Genomic DNA, 17,507 nt, shown 5'->3' on the forward strand with positions numbered 1-17,507 from the left:
CGATCGGGTGCGGCACCGACACATCCGTACCGACGACGGGAACACCGGGTAATCGGGATTTACGCGCGGCGCAAAACGCGAGACGCGGCGGACAGGGGCTTTTGTTGCGCAATTGCGGGGCGATGAGTCAAACTTTGACCACACCCCGCCAGACACAGGGAGTAATCGACGATGGCGAGAAAAGTAATCACGGTGCTGACTGACGACCTCGACGGCGGAAAGGCCGATCGCACGGTCGAGTTCAGCCTGGATGGCGTGAGCTACACCATCGACGTCTCCGACGAGAACGCGGGAGTCCTGCGTAAGGCGCTGGATCCGTTTATCAATGCGGGCCGACGGCTCGGACGCGGCAGCGCCGACACCGGTCGCGGACCGCGTCGCGTCACCGCGGCGGCACCCGGAATGAACCGCGAGCAGAACCGCGCGATCCGGGAATGGGCGGTCGGCAACGGCTACAAGATTTCCGAGCGGGGTCGTATCCCGGTCGAGGTCGTCGAGGCGTACAAGAACCGCTGAACAGCGGCGTCGCCCCACAACGACGCGGGCCGTCCGGAACCTGGTTCCGGACGGCCCGCGTGTTGTTCCGGGTCAGTTGACCTGGATCCGCACCGCGTCGAAGGCGGGGGTCTGGTTGGCCCGCTCCGACATCGGGATACGGTGCGAGCCGTCGCCGGCCCAGACCGCGCACTGTGCGGTACCGGACTCGGGCAGGCCCGGGATCTGGATGACCACGCTGTCCGGCTGGCTACCGCCGCCGCCGTCCTCGGTGGCCACGAAGAAGGCCGGTACCGGATCCGCCGCCGGCGCCTCGTTCGTGTTGTTCAGCATCCGGCAGGCGGTGTGGAAGTGGCCACGGGTCAGGCCCTCACCGTTGAGCAGCGAGCTCTCCAGGTAGTAGCCACCCTGACCGGCCGGGAGGAAGCGGTCCCGGACCAGGTTGCGGGTGCTGACCCGCAGGGCGAAGCCCTCGTTGCGGTTGATCTGCTGCGGGAACTCGGTGATCAGCAGCGACGGGTTGTTCGCGGCGGAGCCGACCTCACCGAAGGCGGTGCTGATGCAGCGGTTGCCGTTCTGGAAGCCGTCGTGCGGCTGGAGCTGGCTGTTGTTGCAGTTGTTGGCCAGCACGTCGAGGCCGTTGTTGCCTCCGCCGTTGTTGCCGCCGTTGTTGTTGCCCCCGCCGTTGTTCCCACCGTTGTTGGGGTTGTTGCCGCCGTTGTTCCCACCGTTGTTGTTGTTCACCGGCTGCACCTGGCAGGCGGCCAGACCGGCGAGGCCACGCGGCCGGGGGCCGAAGCGGTCGATGGAGATGGTGATCCGGTCGAGCGTGGCCCGCCGCTTGCTGGCCAGCGGGTCGAGGATCGCGTTGCGGATGAACGCCTGGCCCTTGTTGCCCTCGGCGGCCAGGCGCTGGTCGGCCTCGGTGATCTGGGTCTGGAGCAGGGCCAGGTTGCGGTCCACCTCGGCGCGGGCCCGGTCGGGCACCTGCGGCAGGCGGCTCACCACGTCGGGACAGGCCACGGCGAAGGAACCGGCGGGGGTCGCGCCACCGTTGCCGCTGCGGGTCTCCTGGCACTCCTCCACGGACTGCTGCCCGTCACCCCAGTGGTTGGTCACCCACCGGCCGTTCTGGAAGGTACGGGTGGTGGTGGCGCCACGGGCGGTCGGCGCGGTCGCACCCGGGCTGGGCTCCACACACTCGGCCGAGATCGGGCGGGTCTGCTGCTTGTTCGGCCGTCGGTCACCGGCCGACGAGATCTGGGTAACGGCAACGACGCCACCGAAGACGGCGAGCGTGGCACCAACGGCCAGAAGTCGTTTGGTCCGCGTGTTACCTGAGGGTCTGCGTGACCGGGTGGACCTGCGCATCGAATTGCTCTCCTTCTCGATCCGGTACCTGACGCGTGACTCGACGGACCGAACGGAATCGTGGTGGCGCGTTCGACGGAGGCCGTTCGAACGCACCGGTGGTACGTCGACAGACGACGATGCCCTTTCCGCACCGCCTCCCGCGCCCCCGGCGCGGGTTGGGAGATCCTGTCCATTCCCGGTGAGGTACGGCCCCGCCGTGGCGGGAGTTCAAAAGAAGGTGGACTTTTTTTCGACGACCCGGGCCGTACGGCTCCTGGGCAGGTCAGACCTGGTGCAGATGGTCGTAGGCGAAACCGTCCACGAGTTCGTCGCGGCGCTGCCCGAGTCGCCGGATGTCGTCGAGCAGATCGGTGCGATCCACCACGGCGGGACTTTCGTTCTCCAGGGTGCGCAGACGCTCACCGACAGCGAGCGCGGACAGATCCTCGGCCAGTCGTGCGGGATCGACACCACAGGAGAATCGGTGCGTCCGCAGAATGACTCGCTCCACCAGGAACGCGCCGGGCCGCACCTCGACCCAGCTCCACCCCTCGACCGGGCCGTCGGCCCAGCGCACGTGCAACCCGCGCAGGATCGGATCCGCCAGTCGCCGCGACACGTACGCCTCGACCGCCTCGGCCCGGGCGAGCGCGCCGAGGTCGTTGACCGCGCCGGTGCGCCCGTCCGGCAGCCGGCCGACGATGTCGCGGAACCCGACGGCGGGTACGTCCGACCCGGCGGCGCCGTCGGCGTACCGGCGGGCGTCGATCACGTAGCCGACGATGCCCGGACCGTGGTCGGCGGCGCGCAGGGTGACCGAGCCGATCCGCAGCAGCGGCAGGCCGACGCTGGCGGTGACCGCCTCGACGATCCGGTCCACCCGCCGGGCGGCGGCGTCCGGCGCGGGCTCCCGGAACTCGACGGCGAACTGCGGCAGGCCGGTGTCGTCCGCGCAGACCACGTGGTCGAGCACCACCCGCGCGGCGGTGTTCCACTGGCTGCCGGTGAGTCCCGGCGGCCGGCGCCGGATCACGTCACCCAGACGCGGGGCGGCGTGCACCCGTTGTCCCGCGCGGGCCAGCACAGGCGTACGCCCACCGGCCGGAACCGTCGACAGCCACGCGTCGCCACCGGTCATCGTCGTATCCACCCAATCCTGCCGCCGACCGACCGAGTCTAGGATGACGATCATGCCGGGCGGCTCCCCCGGTGGGCCCGCGATGACCGCCACGACGGTGACCGACCGCGCCCGAGCCGAGGAGGTGGACGGATGCGGGTGGTGTCCCTGGTGCCCTCGCTGACCGAGGCGGTGGCGGTGACCCTGCCGGGTCTGCTGGTCGGAGCCACCGACTGGTGCACCGCTCCGGCCGATCTGGACGTGCCCCGGGTGGGCGGCAGCAAGTACCCCGACCTGGACCGGGTGCGCGCGTTGCGGCCGGACCTGGTGCTGCTCAACGTCGAGGAGAACCGGCGCGAGGACGCCGAGGCGCTGTCCGCCGCCGGGGTGCCGGTCCGGGTCACCTACCCACGCACCGTGGACGCCGCCCTGACCGAGCTCGCCGACCTGCTGCGTGACCTGGGCGCGTCGGGGGAACCCGAGTGGTTGACGGCGGCGCGGCGGGCCTGGGCCGACCTTCCGGCTCCGTCGGTGCGGCACCGTGCGGTGGTGCCGGTCTGGCGGCGCCCCTGGGTGGTGCTCGGCGCCGACACCTTCGCCGGTGACGTGCTCCGCCGGCTGGGCGTGACCAACCTCTACGCCGGACAGCCGGAACGGTATCCGCGACCGTCCCTGGACGAACTGCGCGCCACCGGACCCGACCTGGTGGTGCTGCCGGACGAGCCGTACCGGTTCACCGCCGACGACGGGCCGGAGGCATTTCCGGACGTACCGTGTGCTCTGCTCTCCGGTCGGCACCTGACCTGGTACGGCCCGTCGCTGGCCGAGGCCCCGTCGGTGCTGGCCGCTCAACTGGCGGACCCGGTCCGACGGCCCGGGCCGGAAGGGGTCGAAGGTCCCGTCCGGTCCGGGCCCGGTCGGCCCTGACCGCACCCGGTCCCACCGGCGTCCAATGGAGGTGTCACCGGGACAGCGGTGCGAAGCAGAGAAGGGACGTGGACATCATGACCGCGATGACCGAGCGGAACACCGCCGCCAGGACCCCGGGCGCCGAGACCGTTCGGGAGCAGGTCGACCGGAGGCGGGTCACCCGCCACCTGCTCGCCGGGCTGCGGCTGGCACTCGGCTGGATCTTCCTCTGGGCGTTCGTGGACAAGCTGTTCGGCCTGGGGTTCGCCACCGAGGGCGAGAACGCCTGGATCAACGGCGGCAGCCCCACCAAGGGCTTCCTCAGCTTCGGCGTCACCGGTCCGTTCGAGGGCTTCTACCAGAGCATGGCCGGGGCGGTCTGGGCCGACTGGCTGTTCATGATCGGTCTGGCCGCGATCGGCACCGCCCTGATCCTCGGCATCGGGGTGCGCGTCGCCGCCGTCGCCGGTGGCCTGCTACTGGTGATGATGTGGACTGCGGCCCTGCTGCCCGCGAACAACCCCTTCATGGACGACCACCTGGTCTACGCCGGGGTGCTGGCGCTGCTCGCGGTGACCAACGCCGGTGACACCTGGGGCCTCGGCCGCACCTGGGCCCGGCTGCCGATCGTCCAGCGCTTCGCCTGGCTCCGCTGACCTGTCACCTCCCTCCCCACACGGCGGGCGTCACCCCTGCGGGTGCCGCCCGCCGCCACGACGGCCCGGGTGCTCCCGGGCCGTCGTGGCGCGTGCGACGGGCACCGCTGGCGTAGCATCCGGCAGGATTGTGCTGACCAGAACCGACGTCACAGGAGAATCCGCATGAACCAGGCAGCGAGCAAGCCCGAGATCGGTCCGATCGAGGGTGCCCCGCCCGCCGACCTCGTGATCGAGGACATCACCGTGGGCGACGGCCCCGAGGCCCAGCCCGGCCAGCGTGCCCGCGTCCACTACGTCGGGGTCTCGCACTCCACCGGCGCCGAGTTCGACGCCTCCTGGAACCGGGGGGACGCCTTCGAGTTCCCGCTCGGCGGTGGCCGGGTCATCGCCGGCTGGGACCAGGGCGTGGTCGGGATGCGGGTCGGTGGGCGGCGCAAGCTGACCATCCCGCCGCACCTGGGCTACGGCAGCCAGGGCGCCGGTGGCGTCATCAAGCCCAACGAGACCCTGGTCTTCGTGGTCGACCTGCTCGGCGTCCGCTGAGCGCCGCGTCCGGCGCCGGCCCCCGTACCCGGCGCCGGACGCGCGGTCGGCGTCGGACGCCGACCACCGCACGCCCCGGCGGGCGAACCCGCCGTCGCGGCGTCACACGCCGGCCAGCACCCGCTCGGAGCACGAACCGACGACCGGGATGACCCGGCGCAGGCCGGTGGCACGCAGCACCCGCTCCACCACCGGCGGCGGGTCCGTCAGCACCAGTTGGCCGCCCTGGGCGCGCACCCAGAGCCGGGCCGCGATCAGCGTGCGCACCCCGGCGGCGGAGAGCACCCGCACCTCGGAGAGATCCACCCGCAGCTCCGGCCGGGCCGGTGCAGCCCAGAGGGCCGCGCGGAACGCCGCGACGGTGGCGATGTCGACGGCACCGACCACGCGGACGCACACCGCGTCGTCGAAGACCGTGGTCTCCACGTGGAACCGCTCCTCGCGCTCTGGCATGAGAAGAACCTATCCCCCACCACCGACACTCACACCCTGCGTAAAGGCGGTTCCGGGTAAGCCCAGGGCATGACCCGCAGGCCCGGTGCATCCACCCTAGGGACGATCCCGGGCACCACCCTCCGCCCGCCCACGACGGGAACACCGGGCCGGTGACGACCCGGCGCCCGACGTCGGTGTGTCACCCGCCGCTCGCCGAGGGCTGCGGCTCCGGCGAGCCACCGCCGGCCACCGCGCCCGGGTCCGCCGACGCGGTCGGTGCCGGCTTCAGCCCGGCGGGTACGGGCAGCGCACTGCCCTCGGCGAACCGGTCCCAGTCGACGTTCCACGCCGTCCAGCCGTTGCCCTCGCCGAGTTCGACCTCGGTGCCCTTGACGGTGACCAGGTCACCGACCTGGGTGACGCCCATCAGCCAGTCGGCGTTGGCCGCGGAGAGGTTGGTGCACCCGTGCGACACGTTGGTGTACCCCTGATCCCCTTCCGACCAGGGCGCACCGTGGATGAACTCGCCGCCCCAGGTCAGCCGCTGCGCGTCCTCGACGTCGACGACGTACGGGTCGGCCGAGCCCGTGGTGTCGAACGTGGTGAAGTCGTGCTTCTCCATGATCACCATTTTGCCGCTGGAGGTCGGGGTGCTCGGCTTGCCGAGGCTGACCGGGAGCTTGCGCAGCAGCTTCCCGTCCCGGATCACCGACATCTGCTTGGTCGCGTTGTCGATCTCCAACGCCGTCTGCCGGCCGATCTTCGACGTGGCCCGCCGGTCGGCGTCGCCGACGTTCTCCTTGCCGATCGGCAGACCCTCCAGCGCGGCACGAACGTTGATGGACGTGCCGGGTCGCCAGAAATCGGGCGCCCGATAATAGACCTGACTACCGTCGGACACCCAGGACCAGGTGCCCGGCTGCGGCGGATCGGTCTTCACGAACAAACGACGTTGCACATCCGCCCTGGCTTCTTTCGGAATGGGCGGGTCGAACGCGACGGTTACCGGCATGGCCGTGCCGTACGTCCGATTACCGGCGAAATAGAGCGTACTGGTGATCGCCGGTTTGGACGATTTCGGTTGCGTCGTGAAGGTCGTCTTCCGAGTGACCGTCTGCCCCTTCTCGCCGGTCACCGTGACCTCGGCGGTGTAGGTCCGCTTGGGCTGCAACACCTCGGCCGGCACCCACCCGGTGCCGTCCTCGCGCGGCTCGGCCTCGACCTTTCCGCCCTTGTCGTCGGTGATCCGCACATCGGTGACCCGCCCGTGCTTGACCACGGTGCCGATCTCCCCGCTGATCGGCACGTCCCGCGCGCCCTCGGCGGGCGTCACGGCGAGTTCCGGAGCCGCCTGCCGACCCTCACCGGGTCCGGCGGTCCTCCGATCACCCGTGCACGCGCCCAGCGCCAGCGGCGCCGCTGCGACGGCCACCGTCAACAGCGCCAATCGCCCCCTCAGGTTCATGATGCGTCCCCCCGTTTATTTCTCGCCCTCCGCCACATTCTCGCCGTCTACCCACCATCGACTCAGCAATTCTGCGAAACCGCGCGCCAATACCGGGTGGACATTTTTGCGCTATTACGCCGGACCAGGCCGGGAAATGCCCGACCGTGATATCCCGACCGTTAGTCGGCGACCTGCGTCCATTGTCCGCGCACCCGCCGGTCCACGACGCTTCGCCCGGTCTCGGGCCTACGGCCACCCGTGGACCCGGCGTCCCTTCAGCCGCCGAGCCCCCGCCCCGACCTACCCACGCCCACGCCCACGCCCACGCCCACGCCCACGCCGGAACATGGTTGATCAAGGAGTTTTGGTCCGAATCCGCCGCCCACCCAGACCAAAACTCCTTGATCAAAGGGGCGATCTTGGGAAGCGGCCTTGGGGGCGCCGCGCGTGCTCGGGCGCGACTCTTCGTGCGTGTGGTCGGTGGTCGGCCAGAGAGCTGCGAGCTGCGAGACACCTGGACGGTCGGACAGGACAGGCATCGACCGCATGGCGACCTTACGGCCAGCAGGAGGTGAAGTTGTCCACGCCCACGCCGATCATGGACGTCTGGTTCCCGTCCGCGCCGATCATGGAGTTGTGGCCGGATATTCGACCTCTATATGCCGTTATGCACTGTACACAACTCCATGATCGACGCCTGAGGGGCGGGCGGCGCGGGCCGGGGGCGCAGGCCGGGCGGGGCGGGGGCGGACGGGGCTCAGACGGCGGCGATCAGCAGGGCCGGTTGCTCGACGCAGTCGGCGACGTGCCGCAGGAAGCCACCGGCGACTCCCCCGTCGCAGACCCGGTGGTCGAAGGTGAGGCTGAGCTGCGTCACCTTGCGCACCGCCAGCTCTCCCTCCACCACCCAGGGCTTGTCCACGATGCGGCCCACTCCGAGCAGCGCCGCCTCCGGGTGGTTGATGATCGGGGTGGAACCGTCGACACCGAACACCCCGTAGTTGTTGAGCGTGAACGTGCCCCCGGTGAGCCGGGCCGGTGGCAGCTCACCCGCCCGCGCCGCGGTGGTGGTCGCGGCCAGCTCGGCGGCCAGCTCGGCGGTGGTGAGCCGGTCGGCGTCGCGCAGCACCGGCACCAGCAGGCCACGATCGGTCTGGGCGGCGATGCCCAGATGCACGGCGGCGGACTGGACGATCCGCTGCCCCTCGGTGTCCACCCGGGCGTTGAGCTGCGGGTACCGGCGTAGCCCGGACAGGCAGATCCGGGCCAGCAGCGCCAGGATGCTCACCGGCTGGTCCGGTCGGGCGGCGTTGATCGCGGCCCGGGTACCCAGCAGCCCGGTGGCGTCCACGTCGACCCAGATGGTCACCTCCGGGATCTCCCGCCGGCTGCGGGAGAGCTTGTCGGCGATCACCCGGCGGATGCCGGTCAACGGGATCACCTGGTCCCGTTGGTCGGCCGGAGCGAGTCCGACATGCGCCGGGGTCCCGGCCGGCAGGTCCGGCGTCGCGGGGCCGGTCGCGGGCGGAAGGCCCCGCGTCGTAAGGCCCGGCGCGGGCGTACCCGTGACCGAACGGTCCGTCGCGTACGCGTCGGCCGCCGCCTCCACGTCGGCGCGGCGGACCACTCCGCCGGGTCCGGTGCCCCGCAGGGTGGCCAGGTCGACGCCGTGCGCACGGGCCAGCCGCCGCACGATCGGCGAGATGACCAGTGCCGGCGTCGCGGACGGATCCGCGCCGACCGCCGACGGGGTCGGCGCGGCCGGAGCAAGGCTCGGGGCGGTGACCGGCGCGGTCGGGGCGAGGCGGGGACGCCGACGGCGGCGGGTGGCACCGTGCCCGGTGCCGTACCCGATCAGCACGTTGCCCGAGCCGGCCCGCTCCTCCTCGCGGTAGACCGCGTGCCCGGCGGGCTCGGTCGCGCCGGCGGCACCGTCGGTGACCGGCGCGGCCACCGTGATCAACGGCTGGCCGACCGGACGCACCTCGCCCTCCGCGCCGTGCAGGGCCACCACCCGGCCGGCGTACGGGCAGGGCACGTCCACGACCGCCTTGGCGGTCTCCACCTCGACCACGCTCTGGTCCACGGTGACCACGTCACCCACCGCGACCCGCCACTGCACGATCTCCGCCTCGGCGAGCCCCTCACCGAGGTCAGGAAGGAAGAAGACTTGCTCGCTCATGCCGGCACTCCGCTCCGCTGCGTGCCGCCATGAGACTCCACCGCACCGCACCCGATGACTCGCTCGCTCCGCTCGCTCATGCCGGCACCTCGGCGAGCCAGCGGGAGTCCGGCTGGTCGTCCCACTGGAGGCGGGCCACCGCGTCCAGCACCCGGTCGACCGAGGGCAGGTGGGTGTGCTCCAGCATCGGCGCCGGGTACGGGATGTCCAGCCCGGAGACCCGCAGCACCGGCGCGTGCAGCGCGTGGAAGCAGCGTTCCTGCACCCGGGCGGCGATCTCCGCGCCGACTCCGGCGAAACCCTGTGCCTCCTGCACCACCACGCAGCGGCCGGTACGCCGGACCGAGTCGGCGATCGTGGCGTCGTCGAACGGCACGATGGTGCGTACGTCGACGACCTCCAGGTCCCAGCCCTCCTCGCGGGCGGCCTCGGCTGCCTCCAGCGCGACCGGCACCGCCGGCCCGTACGCGACCAGGGTGGCGTCCCGGCCGGGCCGACGGACCACCGCCCGGCCGAACGGAGCGGTCCGCGTCGGCAGGTCCGCCTCGGCGCTGGTGAAGTAGAGCTTCTTCGGCTCCATGAACACCACCGGGTCGGGGTCGTCGATCGCCTCCCGCAGCAGCGAGTACGCGTCGTCGACGGTCGCCGGGGTGACCACCTTCAGGCCCGGGGTGTGCGCGTAGTACGCCTCGGACGAGTCGCAGTGGTGCTCCACGCCGCCGATGCCACCCGCGTACGGCACACGGATCACCATCGGCACGCTCAGCGCGCCCCGGGTGCGGTTGCGCAGCTTCGCCACGTGCGAGGCGATCTGCTCGAACGCCGGGTACGCGAACGCGTCGAACTGCATCTCCACCACCGGACGCAGCCCGGACATCGCCAGTCCGACCGCGAAGCCGACGATGCCGGCCTCGGCCAGCGGGGTGTCGAAGCAGCGCTTGTCGCCGAAGCGGGCCTGTAGTCCGTCGGTGATCCGGAAGACGCCACCGAGTTGCCCGACGTCCTCGCCGAAGACGACGACCCGATCGTCCTCCAGCAGCGCGTCGGCGAGCGCCGCGTTGAGCGCCTTCGCCATGGTCATGGTGGCCATCAGGCGTCCTCCTCCTGCGCGGCGAGCTCGGCGCGGACCTGGTCGCGCTGTTCGACGAGCTGCGGGGTGGGCTGCGCGTAGACGTGGTCGAAGAGGGTGAGCGGGTCGACGGTGGGTTCGGCGTTCATCCGCTCGCGCAGCCCCGCCGCGTACTCCTCGGCCTCCTGCGCGACGGCGGCGACGGCGTCGTCGTCGAGGGCCTCACGGGAGCGCAGGTACGCCTCCAGCCGGGCCACCGGGTCGCGGTCCCGCCACGCCTCCACCTCGTCGGCGTCGCGGTAGCGCGTCGCGTCGTCGGCGTTGGTGTGCGGCTCCATCCGGTAGGTGTGCGCCTCGACCAGGAACGGCCCCTTGCCGGCGCGGGCGTGCGCCACCGCCTTCTCCAGCACGGCGAGCACGGCCACCGGGTCGTTGCCGTCGACCTGCTCGCTCGGCACGCCGTACCCGACGCCCTTGTAGGCCAGTGACGGGGCGGCGGTCTGGCGGGACAGCGGCACGCTGATCGCGTACCGGTTGTTCTGCACGAAGTAGACCACCGGGGCCTTGAACACGGCGGCGAAGTTGACCCCCTCGTGGAAGTCGCCCTCGCTGGTCGCGCCGTCACCGACGTAGACCAGTGCCACCGTGTCCCGCCCCTGGTAGGTCTCGCCGTAGGCCAGGCCGGCGGCGTGCACGCACTGGGTGGCGAGCGGGGTGCACTGCGGCGCGGTGCGGCGCACGGCCGGGTCGTACCCGCAGTGCCAGTCGCCGCGCAGCAGGGTGAGGACCTCGACCGGGTCGATGCCCCGCGCGGTCAGCGCCATCGACTCGCGGTAGGTCGGGAAGACCCAGTCGTCCTCGCGCAGCGCGAGGACCCCGCCGACCTGGCACGCCTCCTGCCCTCGCGAGGACGGGTAGACCGCGAGGCGGCCCTGCTTGGTCAGTGCGGTGGCCTGCGCGTCGAACCGGCGGCCGACGACCATCCGGCGGTACATCTCGCGCAGTGTCGCCACGGGTGGCTCGGGATAGTCGGCCCGGGACGGCAGCAGGGTGCCGTCCGGATTGAGCAGCCGGACCGGATCGGCCTGGGGAAGCAGGGCGGCGGCCGGGTCGGGCGCGGTCGGGGTGGCCGACCGGCGCTTCCGCGGGGTTGCCCTGCGGGCCGCCTGAGGGGTGGTCGTCACGGCGGAACCTCCTGGACGTGTGGTGGACCTATGCTCCTTTGGTCGGATGATTGACTCAAGATGGCCGGTGAAGGCGGGATGTATGGCACTGATGGGAGGCTCGGGTGAGCCAGGAGACCGCTGACACAGTGCCCCTGCGGGGTGGCACGGGACGAACGGCACCAGGGTTGGACGAGGTGGACCGACGGATCCTGGACGAACTGACCCGGGACGGGCGGATCTCCGTCCGGACGCTCGCCGAGCGGGTGCACGTGTCCCGCACCAACGCGTACGCGCGCATGGAGCGACTGCTGCGCGACGGGGTGGTCACCGGGTTCGCCGCCCGGGTCGCGCCGGAGCCGGCCGGGTTGGGCACCTCGGCGTACATCGCCCTGACCATCCAGCAGAACACCTGGCGGGAGGTGTCGGCGGAGCTGGCCCGGGTGCGCTACGTCGAGCACGTGGCGCTGCTCAGCGGCGAACACGACGTACTCGCCCTGGTCCGGGCACCGGACAACGCCACCCTGCGGGACGTGGTGCTGGACCGGGTCCAGCGCATCTCCGGGGTGCTGTCCACCCGGAGCTGGCTGGTCTTCGAGGAGTACGACGGCGTCCGCAGCCCGTGGGCCTGACCGCCGCTCAGCGTTCCGGCGGCGCGGCCAGCCCCTCCCGGTCGGCCAGCTCCAGCAGCGGGTCCAGCGAGAACCGTGGCCCGTCCAGACCGGCGTGCGGGTCGCCCCGCTCCGCGAACCGGGCGGGCATGGTGGTCACGTCGAAGTCCTCCGGCCGTACGTCGTCCAGCTCGGCCCAGTCCAGCGGGGCGGAGACCAGCGCCGCAGGCGTCGGCCGGATCGAGTACGCCGAGGTCATCGTGTGGTCCCGGGCCATCTGGTTGTAGTCGACGAAGACCGGTCGGTCCCGCTGGTCACGCCACCAGGTGGTGGTGACCAGGTCCGGCCGGCGCCGCCGCATCTCGCCGCCGAGCGCCAGCACCGCCCGACGGCAGTCGCCGAAGCTCCACCGGGGCTCGATCGGGACGTACACGTGCAGGCCGCGCCCGCCGGTGGTCTTCGGAAACCCGGCCAGGCCCAGCTCGTCGAGGAAGCCACGCACCTCGTGCGCCACCGGGACGACCTGGTCGAACCCCACCCCGGGCAGCGGGTCCAGGTCGATCCGGAGCTGGTCCGGCCGCTCGACGTCGGCCCGGTTCACCGGCCACGGGTGGAACCGCAGCGTGCCCAGGTTGACCGCCCAGATCACCACCGCCAGTTCCCCCGGCGCGACCTCGTCGGCGCTGCGCCCGCTGGGGAACGTGATGTGGGCGGTGCCCACCCAGTCGGGCGCGCCCGCCGGCACGCGCTTCTGATAGAAGGCGTCGCCCCGGTTGTCCTGCCGGGTGGCGATCGTCGCCCCCTCGAACACGCCGCGCGGCCAGCGTTCGAGCATGGTCGGCCGGTCCTTGAGCGCGCGCAGGATGCCGTCGCCGACGGCAAGGAAGTAGCGCACCACGTCGAGCTTGGTCAGCCCGCGCTCCGGGAAGTACGGCTTGTCCGGGCTGGAGACGCGCACCGTCCGCCGCCCCACCTGGATCTCCTCGGCCGAGGTCGCCATCTGCCGAGCGTACGACGCGTACGGCCGGCGCGGTGGCGACCTCGCGGGGCCGGTCGGGGCGGGTCCGACCCGGTGTGCGCGGGGCCGGAGAGCCCACCCGCTAGGATCGGCGGGGGCCGTGACTGGCGCGTCGAGATGGAGCACCATCGGGAAGCGGCCCCGTCATGAGGACGCACGCCGAGCGCCTGGGCCTTCCGCACGTCACCAGGAGGTCGCATGCCGCCGAACGCCGAATCCGCCGCTTTCCGCAGCGCGCTGGAGGTCATCCGCGCCGTCGAGCCCCGGGTGGCCGACGCCATCGGGGCGGAACTGGTCGACCAGCGCGAGTCGCTCAAGCTGATCGCCAGCGAGAACTACGCCTCGCCGGCCACCCTGCTGGCGATGGGCAACTGGTTCAGCGACAAGTACGCCGAGGGCACGGTGGGGCGCCGGTTCTACGCCGGCTGCCAGAACGTCGACACGGTCGAGGCGCTCGCCGCCGAGCACGCCCGGGAGCTGTTCGGCGCGTCGCACGCGTACGTGCAGCCGCACTCGGGCATCGACGCCAACCTGGTGGCGTTCTGGGCGATCCTGGCCGACCGGGTGGAGTCCCCCGCGCTCAAGCGGGCGCAGGCCCGGCACGTCAACGACCTCACCGAGCAGGACTGGTTCGCGCTCCGCCGGGAGCTGGGCGACCAGCGGATGCTCGGCATGTCGCTGGACGCCGGCGGCCACCTCACCCACGGCTTCCGGCCGAACATCTCCGGCAAGATGTTCGACCAGCGCAGCTACGGCACCGACCCGGCCACCGGGCTGGTCGACTACGACCGGGTCGCCGAGGCGGCCCGCGAGTTCCGGCCGCTGGTGCTGGTCGCCGGCTACTCGGCGTACCCGCGCAAGGTGAACTTCCGGATCATGCGGGAGATCGCCGACTCGGTCGGCGCCACCTTCATGGTGGACATGGCCCACTTCGCCGGTCTGGTCGCCGGCAAGGTCTTCACCGGCGACTTCGACCCGGTGCCGCACGCGCACATCGTCACCACCACCACGCACAAGTCACTGCGCGGCCCGCGCGGCGGCATGGTGCTCTGCGGCCCGGAGCTGGCCGACCAGGTGGACCGGGGCTGCCCGATGGTGCTCGGCGGGCCGCTGCCGCACGTGATGGCGGCCAAGGCGGTCGCGCTGGCCGAGGCGCGCCGCCCCGACTTCGCCGACTACGCCCAGCGGATCGTCGACAACGCCCAGGCGCTGGCCGACGGGCTGCTGCGTCGGGGCGCCACGCTGGTCACCGGCGGCACCGACAACCACCTGGTGCTCATCGACGTCACCGGCTACGGGCTGACCGGCCGGCAGGCCGAGCAGGCGCTGCTGGACTCGGGCATCGTGACCAACCGCAACGCGGTGCCGCAGGACGCCAACGGCGCCTGGTACACCTCCGGCATCCGGATCGGCACGCCCGCGTTGACCACGCGCGGGCTGGGCACGGCCGAGATGGACGGCACCGCCGAGCTGATCCACACGGTGCTCAGCCAGACCAGCGCCGGGGCGAACCCGGACGGCACCGCCTCCAAGGCCAAGTACGTGCTGGACCCGGCGCTGGCGGACAAGGTCAGCCGGCAGGCCGGCGAGTTGCTGGCCGGATTCCCGCTGTACCCGAACGTCGACCTGGGCTGACGACGCAGGCGCGTCGGGCCGGTGCACCGGCCCGACGCGCACCGGGACGATCAGGAGTAGTCGAACGTCCAGAGGAACCACTGGGCGCTCTGCGGGGCGTAGCTCTGCTCGCAGTACCACCAGTCCCATCGTCCCTCGGCGGCGCCGGTGAAGCCGTACGAGCGGCAGAAGTCGTAGCTGTAGTACACCCCGCGCAGCGTGCCGCCGGGCGGATCAGCCTGAGCCGGTGCCGCACCGACCACCAGAGCCGCGCCCACCGTGGCGAGCGCCGCCAGCGGCGCCAGGATCCTGCGTTTGCGCATGGTTACCCCCTGCAACAGACCGGCCGACGCGCATGCATCGACATCTGTCGACAAGCGTGACGACGCCCGGGACGCGCCGTCAACGCGTTCCCGGGCGGTGGTCGACCGACGGTGGAGTGGGCTCAGTTCAGTGGACGCTTGAGGTGGTATCGGTGCACCTCGGTGCTGCCCTGGACGTTGTTGACGTCCTCGGCGGCGGTGACCAGTTCCCAGCCTTCCCGGCCGTACCGGTTGAGGTGCGCCACGGCGGTGTCGCCGTACGCGGTGACGTCCTTACGCGATCCGTCCGGGCCGTACCAGACGAACGACACATGGAAATTGCGGCCCTGTCCCTGGTAACGGCGGACCAGCAGGGCGTACTCCCAGGCAACCATGCCGCCCATTATGACCGTCCACGCAGGAGCACGATACGGCGAAGGTCACCGTTCGCTTTCCGACGAACGCGGTGTGTCGCTGCCGGGAAGAACCCGGGCAATGGCCTCCGACACGCCGGGCGCGACCGGCGCGTGCCCACCGTCGATCCCGGCCGGGGCGTATGGTCGGGCGGTGGCGAGTTGGGATGACGTGCGTCGGATCGCGTTGAGCCTGCCGGAGACCGGTGAGCGTCCCTCCTACGACGGTCTGCCCGCCTGGACCGTACGGGACAAGTCGTTCGTGTGGGAGCGCCCGCTGCGCCGAGCCGACCTCGACGCGCTCGGACCGTCCGCGCCGACCGGCCCGATCCTCGGCGTCCGGGTCGCCGACCTCGGCGTCAAGGAGGCACTGCTCGCGGACGACCCGGCCGTCTACCTGACGACGCCGCACCTCGACGGCTACCCGGCGGTGCTGGTGCGGCTGGACCGGATCGACGGGGCCGAACTGACCGAGATCATCACGGAGGCGTGGTTCGCCCGCGCGCCGAAGCGCCTCGCCGCCGCCCACCGCGCCACGACGGCACCGCCCGACGCCTGACTCCGTCCCCGCCGGCCCCCGCCCGTCCCCGCTGGCCCCGCCCGTCCCCGCCGGCCCCCGCCCGTCCCCGCTGGCCCCGCCCGTCCCCGCCGATCATGGAGTTGTGGTAGGCGAAATGCCACGATTAGCGGCTTAAGTCAAGGCCCTAACTCCATGATCGGCGAGGTCGCAGACCGGCATCACCGGTGGTGAGTCTGGAGTGTGCCGGTCGGCGGCCTGGCGCTATCGCTTCTCGCAGGCGACGCCGTCCTTGTCACGGTCGAGTTTCGTGTTCGCCTTGTAGATCGCCGTCGAAACCTTGAAGTTCGTGACCGGCTTCGTCCTGCCGCGAACCTTGTCCCGCGCGCCCTTCTTGCCGACGCCATGCCGGTACTTCTTGTTCAGGGCGGTGCAGTTCTTGAACTTCGTTGGGGCAGCCTGCGCGGGTGACACCACGGCCACGGCACCCCCGGCCAGTGCCAAGGTGACGACGAGTGCCATCCGGACCAGTCTGGAAACCAATCCGTCCTCCATATCGGATAGTGGGTGGAGAAGGCACGCTACCGTCACATGAATCGGCACAGCGCCCTCCATCCGACTCGTCCGGCAGGGGCTTACGGCGGCACTTCGATCACCGTCCAGGCAGCACCTTCGACACAACGCCACCCAAGGTCTGACAGCTCGGATGACACCGAGCTGGTCACCGGCACAGATCTCCCACCGGCAGCCGGAGAAGCGCCCGCCTACCGAAGATCACGCTCGATCCCGGATCGAGTGGTATCCGAACGCGACGATGACCACTCGATCCCGGATCGAGCGTGATCTTGCGATGGAGGCGGGAGCATGGGCCTGCTGAGGGCCCGGGTGGGCCCGGGTGAAGCGGGTGGGCCCGGGTGAAGCGGGTGGGCCCGGGTTACCGTCGCATCACCCAGACCGGGATCGGGTCGGTCAGCGTGTCGACCAACTCCCAGCCGGCACGCCGGTAGATCTCCACGTTGACCGGGTTGCCGGTCTCCAGCACGGCGGGGAGCCCCGCATCGGCGGCCCGCCGCAGCCCGGCACTCATCGCGGCACGCCCCAACCGGCGGCCAGCATGGGCCGGGTGGGTGCCGAAGATGCCCAGGTACCAGTGCGGATGGTGGGGCAGGACGGCACGCAGCGCCTGGTCGTAGGCGTGCACCCGGCGCAGCACGTCGTCGGGCAGGGCCGGGCGGCGGCCGTCGTCGAGGACGGCCGTGCCGGCCACCGGCGGCTCCCAGATGGCGGTCGCGGCACCCTGCTCGACCGTCCAGACGGTGCCCTTGACGACCTGCTTGTCGAAGAGGTGTCCGAAGAGGACGGCGGCCGACCGAGGGTAGGTCTCGTCGTCGGGGAAGAAGAAGCGCACCACGGGATCCGTGCGGAACGCGGCCACCAGGGCGTCGACCACCGGCGTCCGGTCCGCCGGGCTCGCGACGCTCACCTCGGGAGGATGCACGAGGTCGGACTCTAGCCGCCCGGGACCCGCCGCGCTGACCGGTCGACGGGGGGGGCCCGGGGGCCCGGGGCCCCCCGCCGCCCGGGGGGCGGCGGGGGGGCGGGGCGCCGTGCGCCGGGGGGGGCCCCGCCCGCGGCGGGGCGCCCCGCCAGCCCCCCGGCC

Annotated in this window: 19 protein-coding genes and 1 riboswitch; of the genes, 7 read left to right on the forward strand and 12 right to left on the reverse strand. The window is 71.8% G+C overall.

What is annotated here, in order from left to right; translation table 11 throughout:
* The first annotated feature begins 171 nt into the window (after positions 1-171).
* Positions 172-516, forward strand: a complete 345-nt coding sequence (locus tag ACFYTT_RS25720) for an Lsr2 family protein (protein WP_131056354.1) — start codon at positions 172-174, stop codon at positions 514-516.
* 72 nt (positions 517-588) lie between these two features.
* Here the strand turns inward: ACFYTT_RS25720 and ACFYTT_RS25725 are convergent, their stop codons facing one another.
* Together ACFYTT_RS25725 and ACFYTT_RS25730 are read right to left on the reverse strand one after the other, a co-directional pair.
* Entirely contained in the window at positions 589-1,866 is a 1,278-nt protein-coding gene (locus ACFYTT_RS25725; RefSeq protein WP_176094395.1) for a hypothetical protein, read from the reverse strand.
* Between the two features lie 265 nt (positions 1,867-2,131).
* Positions 2,132-3,040 (reverse strand): hypothetical protein, encoded by a 909-nt coding sequence (locus tag ACFYTT_RS25730; protein WP_387262912.1) that lies wholly within the window; start codon positions 3,038-3,040, stop codon positions 2,132-2,134.
* A 78-nt stretch (positions 3,041-3,118) separates the two neighbouring features.
* Here ACFYTT_RS25730 and ACFYTT_RS25735 point away from each other — a divergent pair, with 78 nt between their 5' ends.
* The 3 genes from ACFYTT_RS25735 to ACFYTT_RS25745 all read left to right on the forward strand — a co-directional run bounded on the left by ACFYTT_RS25735 (position 3,119) and on the right by ACFYTT_RS25745 (position 5,076).
* Positions 3,119-3,892, forward strand: a complete 774-nt coding sequence (locus ACFYTT_RS25735) for a helical backbone metal receptor (protein WP_387262914.1) — start codon at positions 3,119-3,121, stop codon at positions 3,890-3,892.
* Between the two features lie 77 nt (positions 3,893-3,969).
* Complete coding sequence (locus ACFYTT_RS25740; RefSeq protein ID WP_131056362.1) at positions 3,970-4,530, forward strand: DoxX family membrane protein; 561 nt, start codon at positions 3,970-3,972, stop codon at positions 4,528-4,530.
* 165 nt (positions 4,531-4,695) lie between these two features.
* On the forward strand, positions 4,696-5,076 hold the full coding sequence (locus tag ACFYTT_RS25745; RefSeq protein WP_176094397.1) for an FKBP-type peptidyl-prolyl cis-trans isomerase: 381 nt from the start codon (positions 4,696-4,698) through the stop codon (positions 5,074-5,076).
* Between the two features lie 102 nt (positions 5,077-5,178).
* Here the strand turns inward: ACFYTT_RS25745 and ACFYTT_RS25750 are convergent, their stop codons facing one another.
* The 5 genes from ACFYTT_RS25750 to pdhA all read right to left on the reverse strand — a co-directional run bounded on the left by ACFYTT_RS25750 (position 5,179) and on the right by pdhA (position 11,393).
* Positions 5,179-5,529 (reverse strand): STAS domain-containing protein, encoded by a 351-nt coding sequence (locus ACFYTT_RS25750; RefSeq protein ID WP_131057440.1) that lies wholly within the window; start codon positions 5,527-5,529, stop codon positions 5,179-5,181.
* Between the two features lie 181 nt (positions 5,530-5,710).
* Positions 5,711-6,976 (reverse strand): Ig-like domain-containing protein, encoded by a 1,266-nt coding sequence (locus tag ACFYTT_RS25755; RefSeq protein ID WP_131057442.1) that lies wholly within the window; start codon positions 6,974-6,976, stop codon positions 5,711-5,713.
* Positions 6,977-7,715: 739 nt separating this feature from the next.
* Entirely contained in the window at positions 7,716-9,140 is a 1,425-nt protein-coding gene (locus ACFYTT_RS25760; RefSeq protein ID WP_387262919.1) for a dihydrolipoamide acetyltransferase family protein, read from the reverse strand.
* Positions 9,141-9,216: 76 nt separating this feature from the next.
* Positions 9,217-10,230: an alpha-ketoacid dehydrogenase subunit beta gene (locus ACFYTT_RS25765; protein WP_176094400.1), complete on the reverse strand. Its 1,014-nt coding sequence runs from the start codon at positions 10,228-10,230 to the stop codon at positions 9,217-9,219.
* A complete protein-coding gene (gene pdhA, locus ACFYTT_RS25770; protein WP_176094401.1) occupies positions 10,230-11,393 on the reverse strand; it encodes a pyruvate dehydrogenase (acetyl-transferring) E1 component subunit alpha in 1,164 nt (387 codons plus the stop codon). The genes ACFYTT_RS25765 and pdhA overlap by 1 nt, the downstream gene beginning before the upstream one ends.
* A gap of 128 nt (positions 11,394-11,521) precedes the next feature.
* On the opposite strand from pdhA, the gene ACFYTT_RS25775 reads away from it, so the two are divergent.
* Entirely contained in the window at positions 11,522-12,004 is a 483-nt protein-coding gene (locus ACFYTT_RS25775) for an Lrp/AsnC family transcriptional regulator (protein ID WP_176095884.1), read from the forward strand.
* A 7-nt stretch (positions 12,005-12,011) separates the two neighbouring features.
* On the opposite strand, the gene ACFYTT_RS25780 is transcribed toward ACFYTT_RS25775, so the two are convergent.
* Positions 12,012-12,983, reverse strand: a complete 972-nt coding sequence (locus ACFYTT_RS25780) for a DNA primase small subunit domain-containing protein (RefSeq protein WP_357217023.1) — start codon at positions 12,981-12,983, stop codon at positions 12,012-12,014.
* Between the two features lie 108 nt (positions 12,984-13,091).
* Positions 13,092-13,181: riboswitch (ZMP/ZTP riboswitch) on the forward strand.
* Between the two features lie 18 nt (positions 13,182-13,199).
* Between ACFYTT_RS25780 and ACFYTT_RS25785 the strand changes: the two genes are divergently transcribed.
* Positions 13,200-14,636, forward strand: a complete 1,437-nt coding sequence (locus ACFYTT_RS25785) for a glycine hydroxymethyltransferase (protein WP_176094403.1) — start codon at positions 13,200-13,202, stop codon at positions 14,634-14,636.
* Positions 14,637-14,686: 50 nt separating this feature from the next.
* Here ACFYTT_RS25785 and ACFYTT_RS25790 read toward each other — a convergent pair whose 3' ends face one another.
* Both ACFYTT_RS25790 and ACFYTT_RS25795 read right to left on the reverse strand, forming a co-directional pair.
* Entirely contained in the window at positions 14,687-14,938 is a 252-nt protein-coding gene (locus ACFYTT_RS25790; protein WP_131054142.1) for a hypothetical protein, read from the reverse strand.
* Positions 14,939-15,060: 122 nt separating this feature from the next.
* On the reverse strand, positions 15,061-15,321 hold the full coding sequence (locus tag ACFYTT_RS25795; RefSeq protein WP_131054141.1) for a hypothetical protein: 261 nt from the start codon (positions 15,319-15,321) through the stop codon (positions 15,061-15,063).
* A gap of 163 nt (positions 15,322-15,484) precedes the next feature.
* Here ACFYTT_RS25795 and ACFYTT_RS25800 point away from each other — a divergent pair, with 163 nt between their 5' ends.
* The gene (locus ACFYTT_RS25800) at positions 15,485-15,889 is read left to right on the forward strand and encodes an MmcQ/YjbR family DNA-binding protein (protein WP_131054140.1); all 405 of its coding nucleotides are present in this window, start codon (positions 15,485-15,487) and stop codon (positions 15,887-15,889) included.
* Positions 15,890-16,111: 222 nt separating this feature from the next.
* Here the strand turns inward: ACFYTT_RS25800 and ACFYTT_RS25805 are convergent, their stop codons facing one another.
* Positions 16,112-16,369 carry an excalibur calcium-binding domain-containing protein gene (locus tag ACFYTT_RS25805; RefSeq protein ID WP_176094404.1) on the reverse strand — a complete coding sequence of 86 codons (258 nt, stop codon included), beginning with the start codon at positions 16,367-16,369 and terminating at the stop codon, positions 16,112-16,114.
* Between the two features lie 412 nt (positions 16,370-16,781).
* Positions 16,782-17,330, reverse strand: a complete 549-nt coding sequence (locus tag ACFYTT_RS25810) for a GNAT family N-acetyltransferase (protein WP_387262926.1) — start codon at positions 17,328-17,330, stop codon at positions 16,782-16,784.
* Positions 17,331-17,507 lie beyond the last annotated feature (177 nt).

It is taken from the genome of Micromonospora sp. NPDC003816, from assembly GCF_042874705.1.
Lineage (GTDB): Bacteria > Actinomycetota > Actinomycetes > Mycobacteriales > Micromonosporaceae > Micromonospora.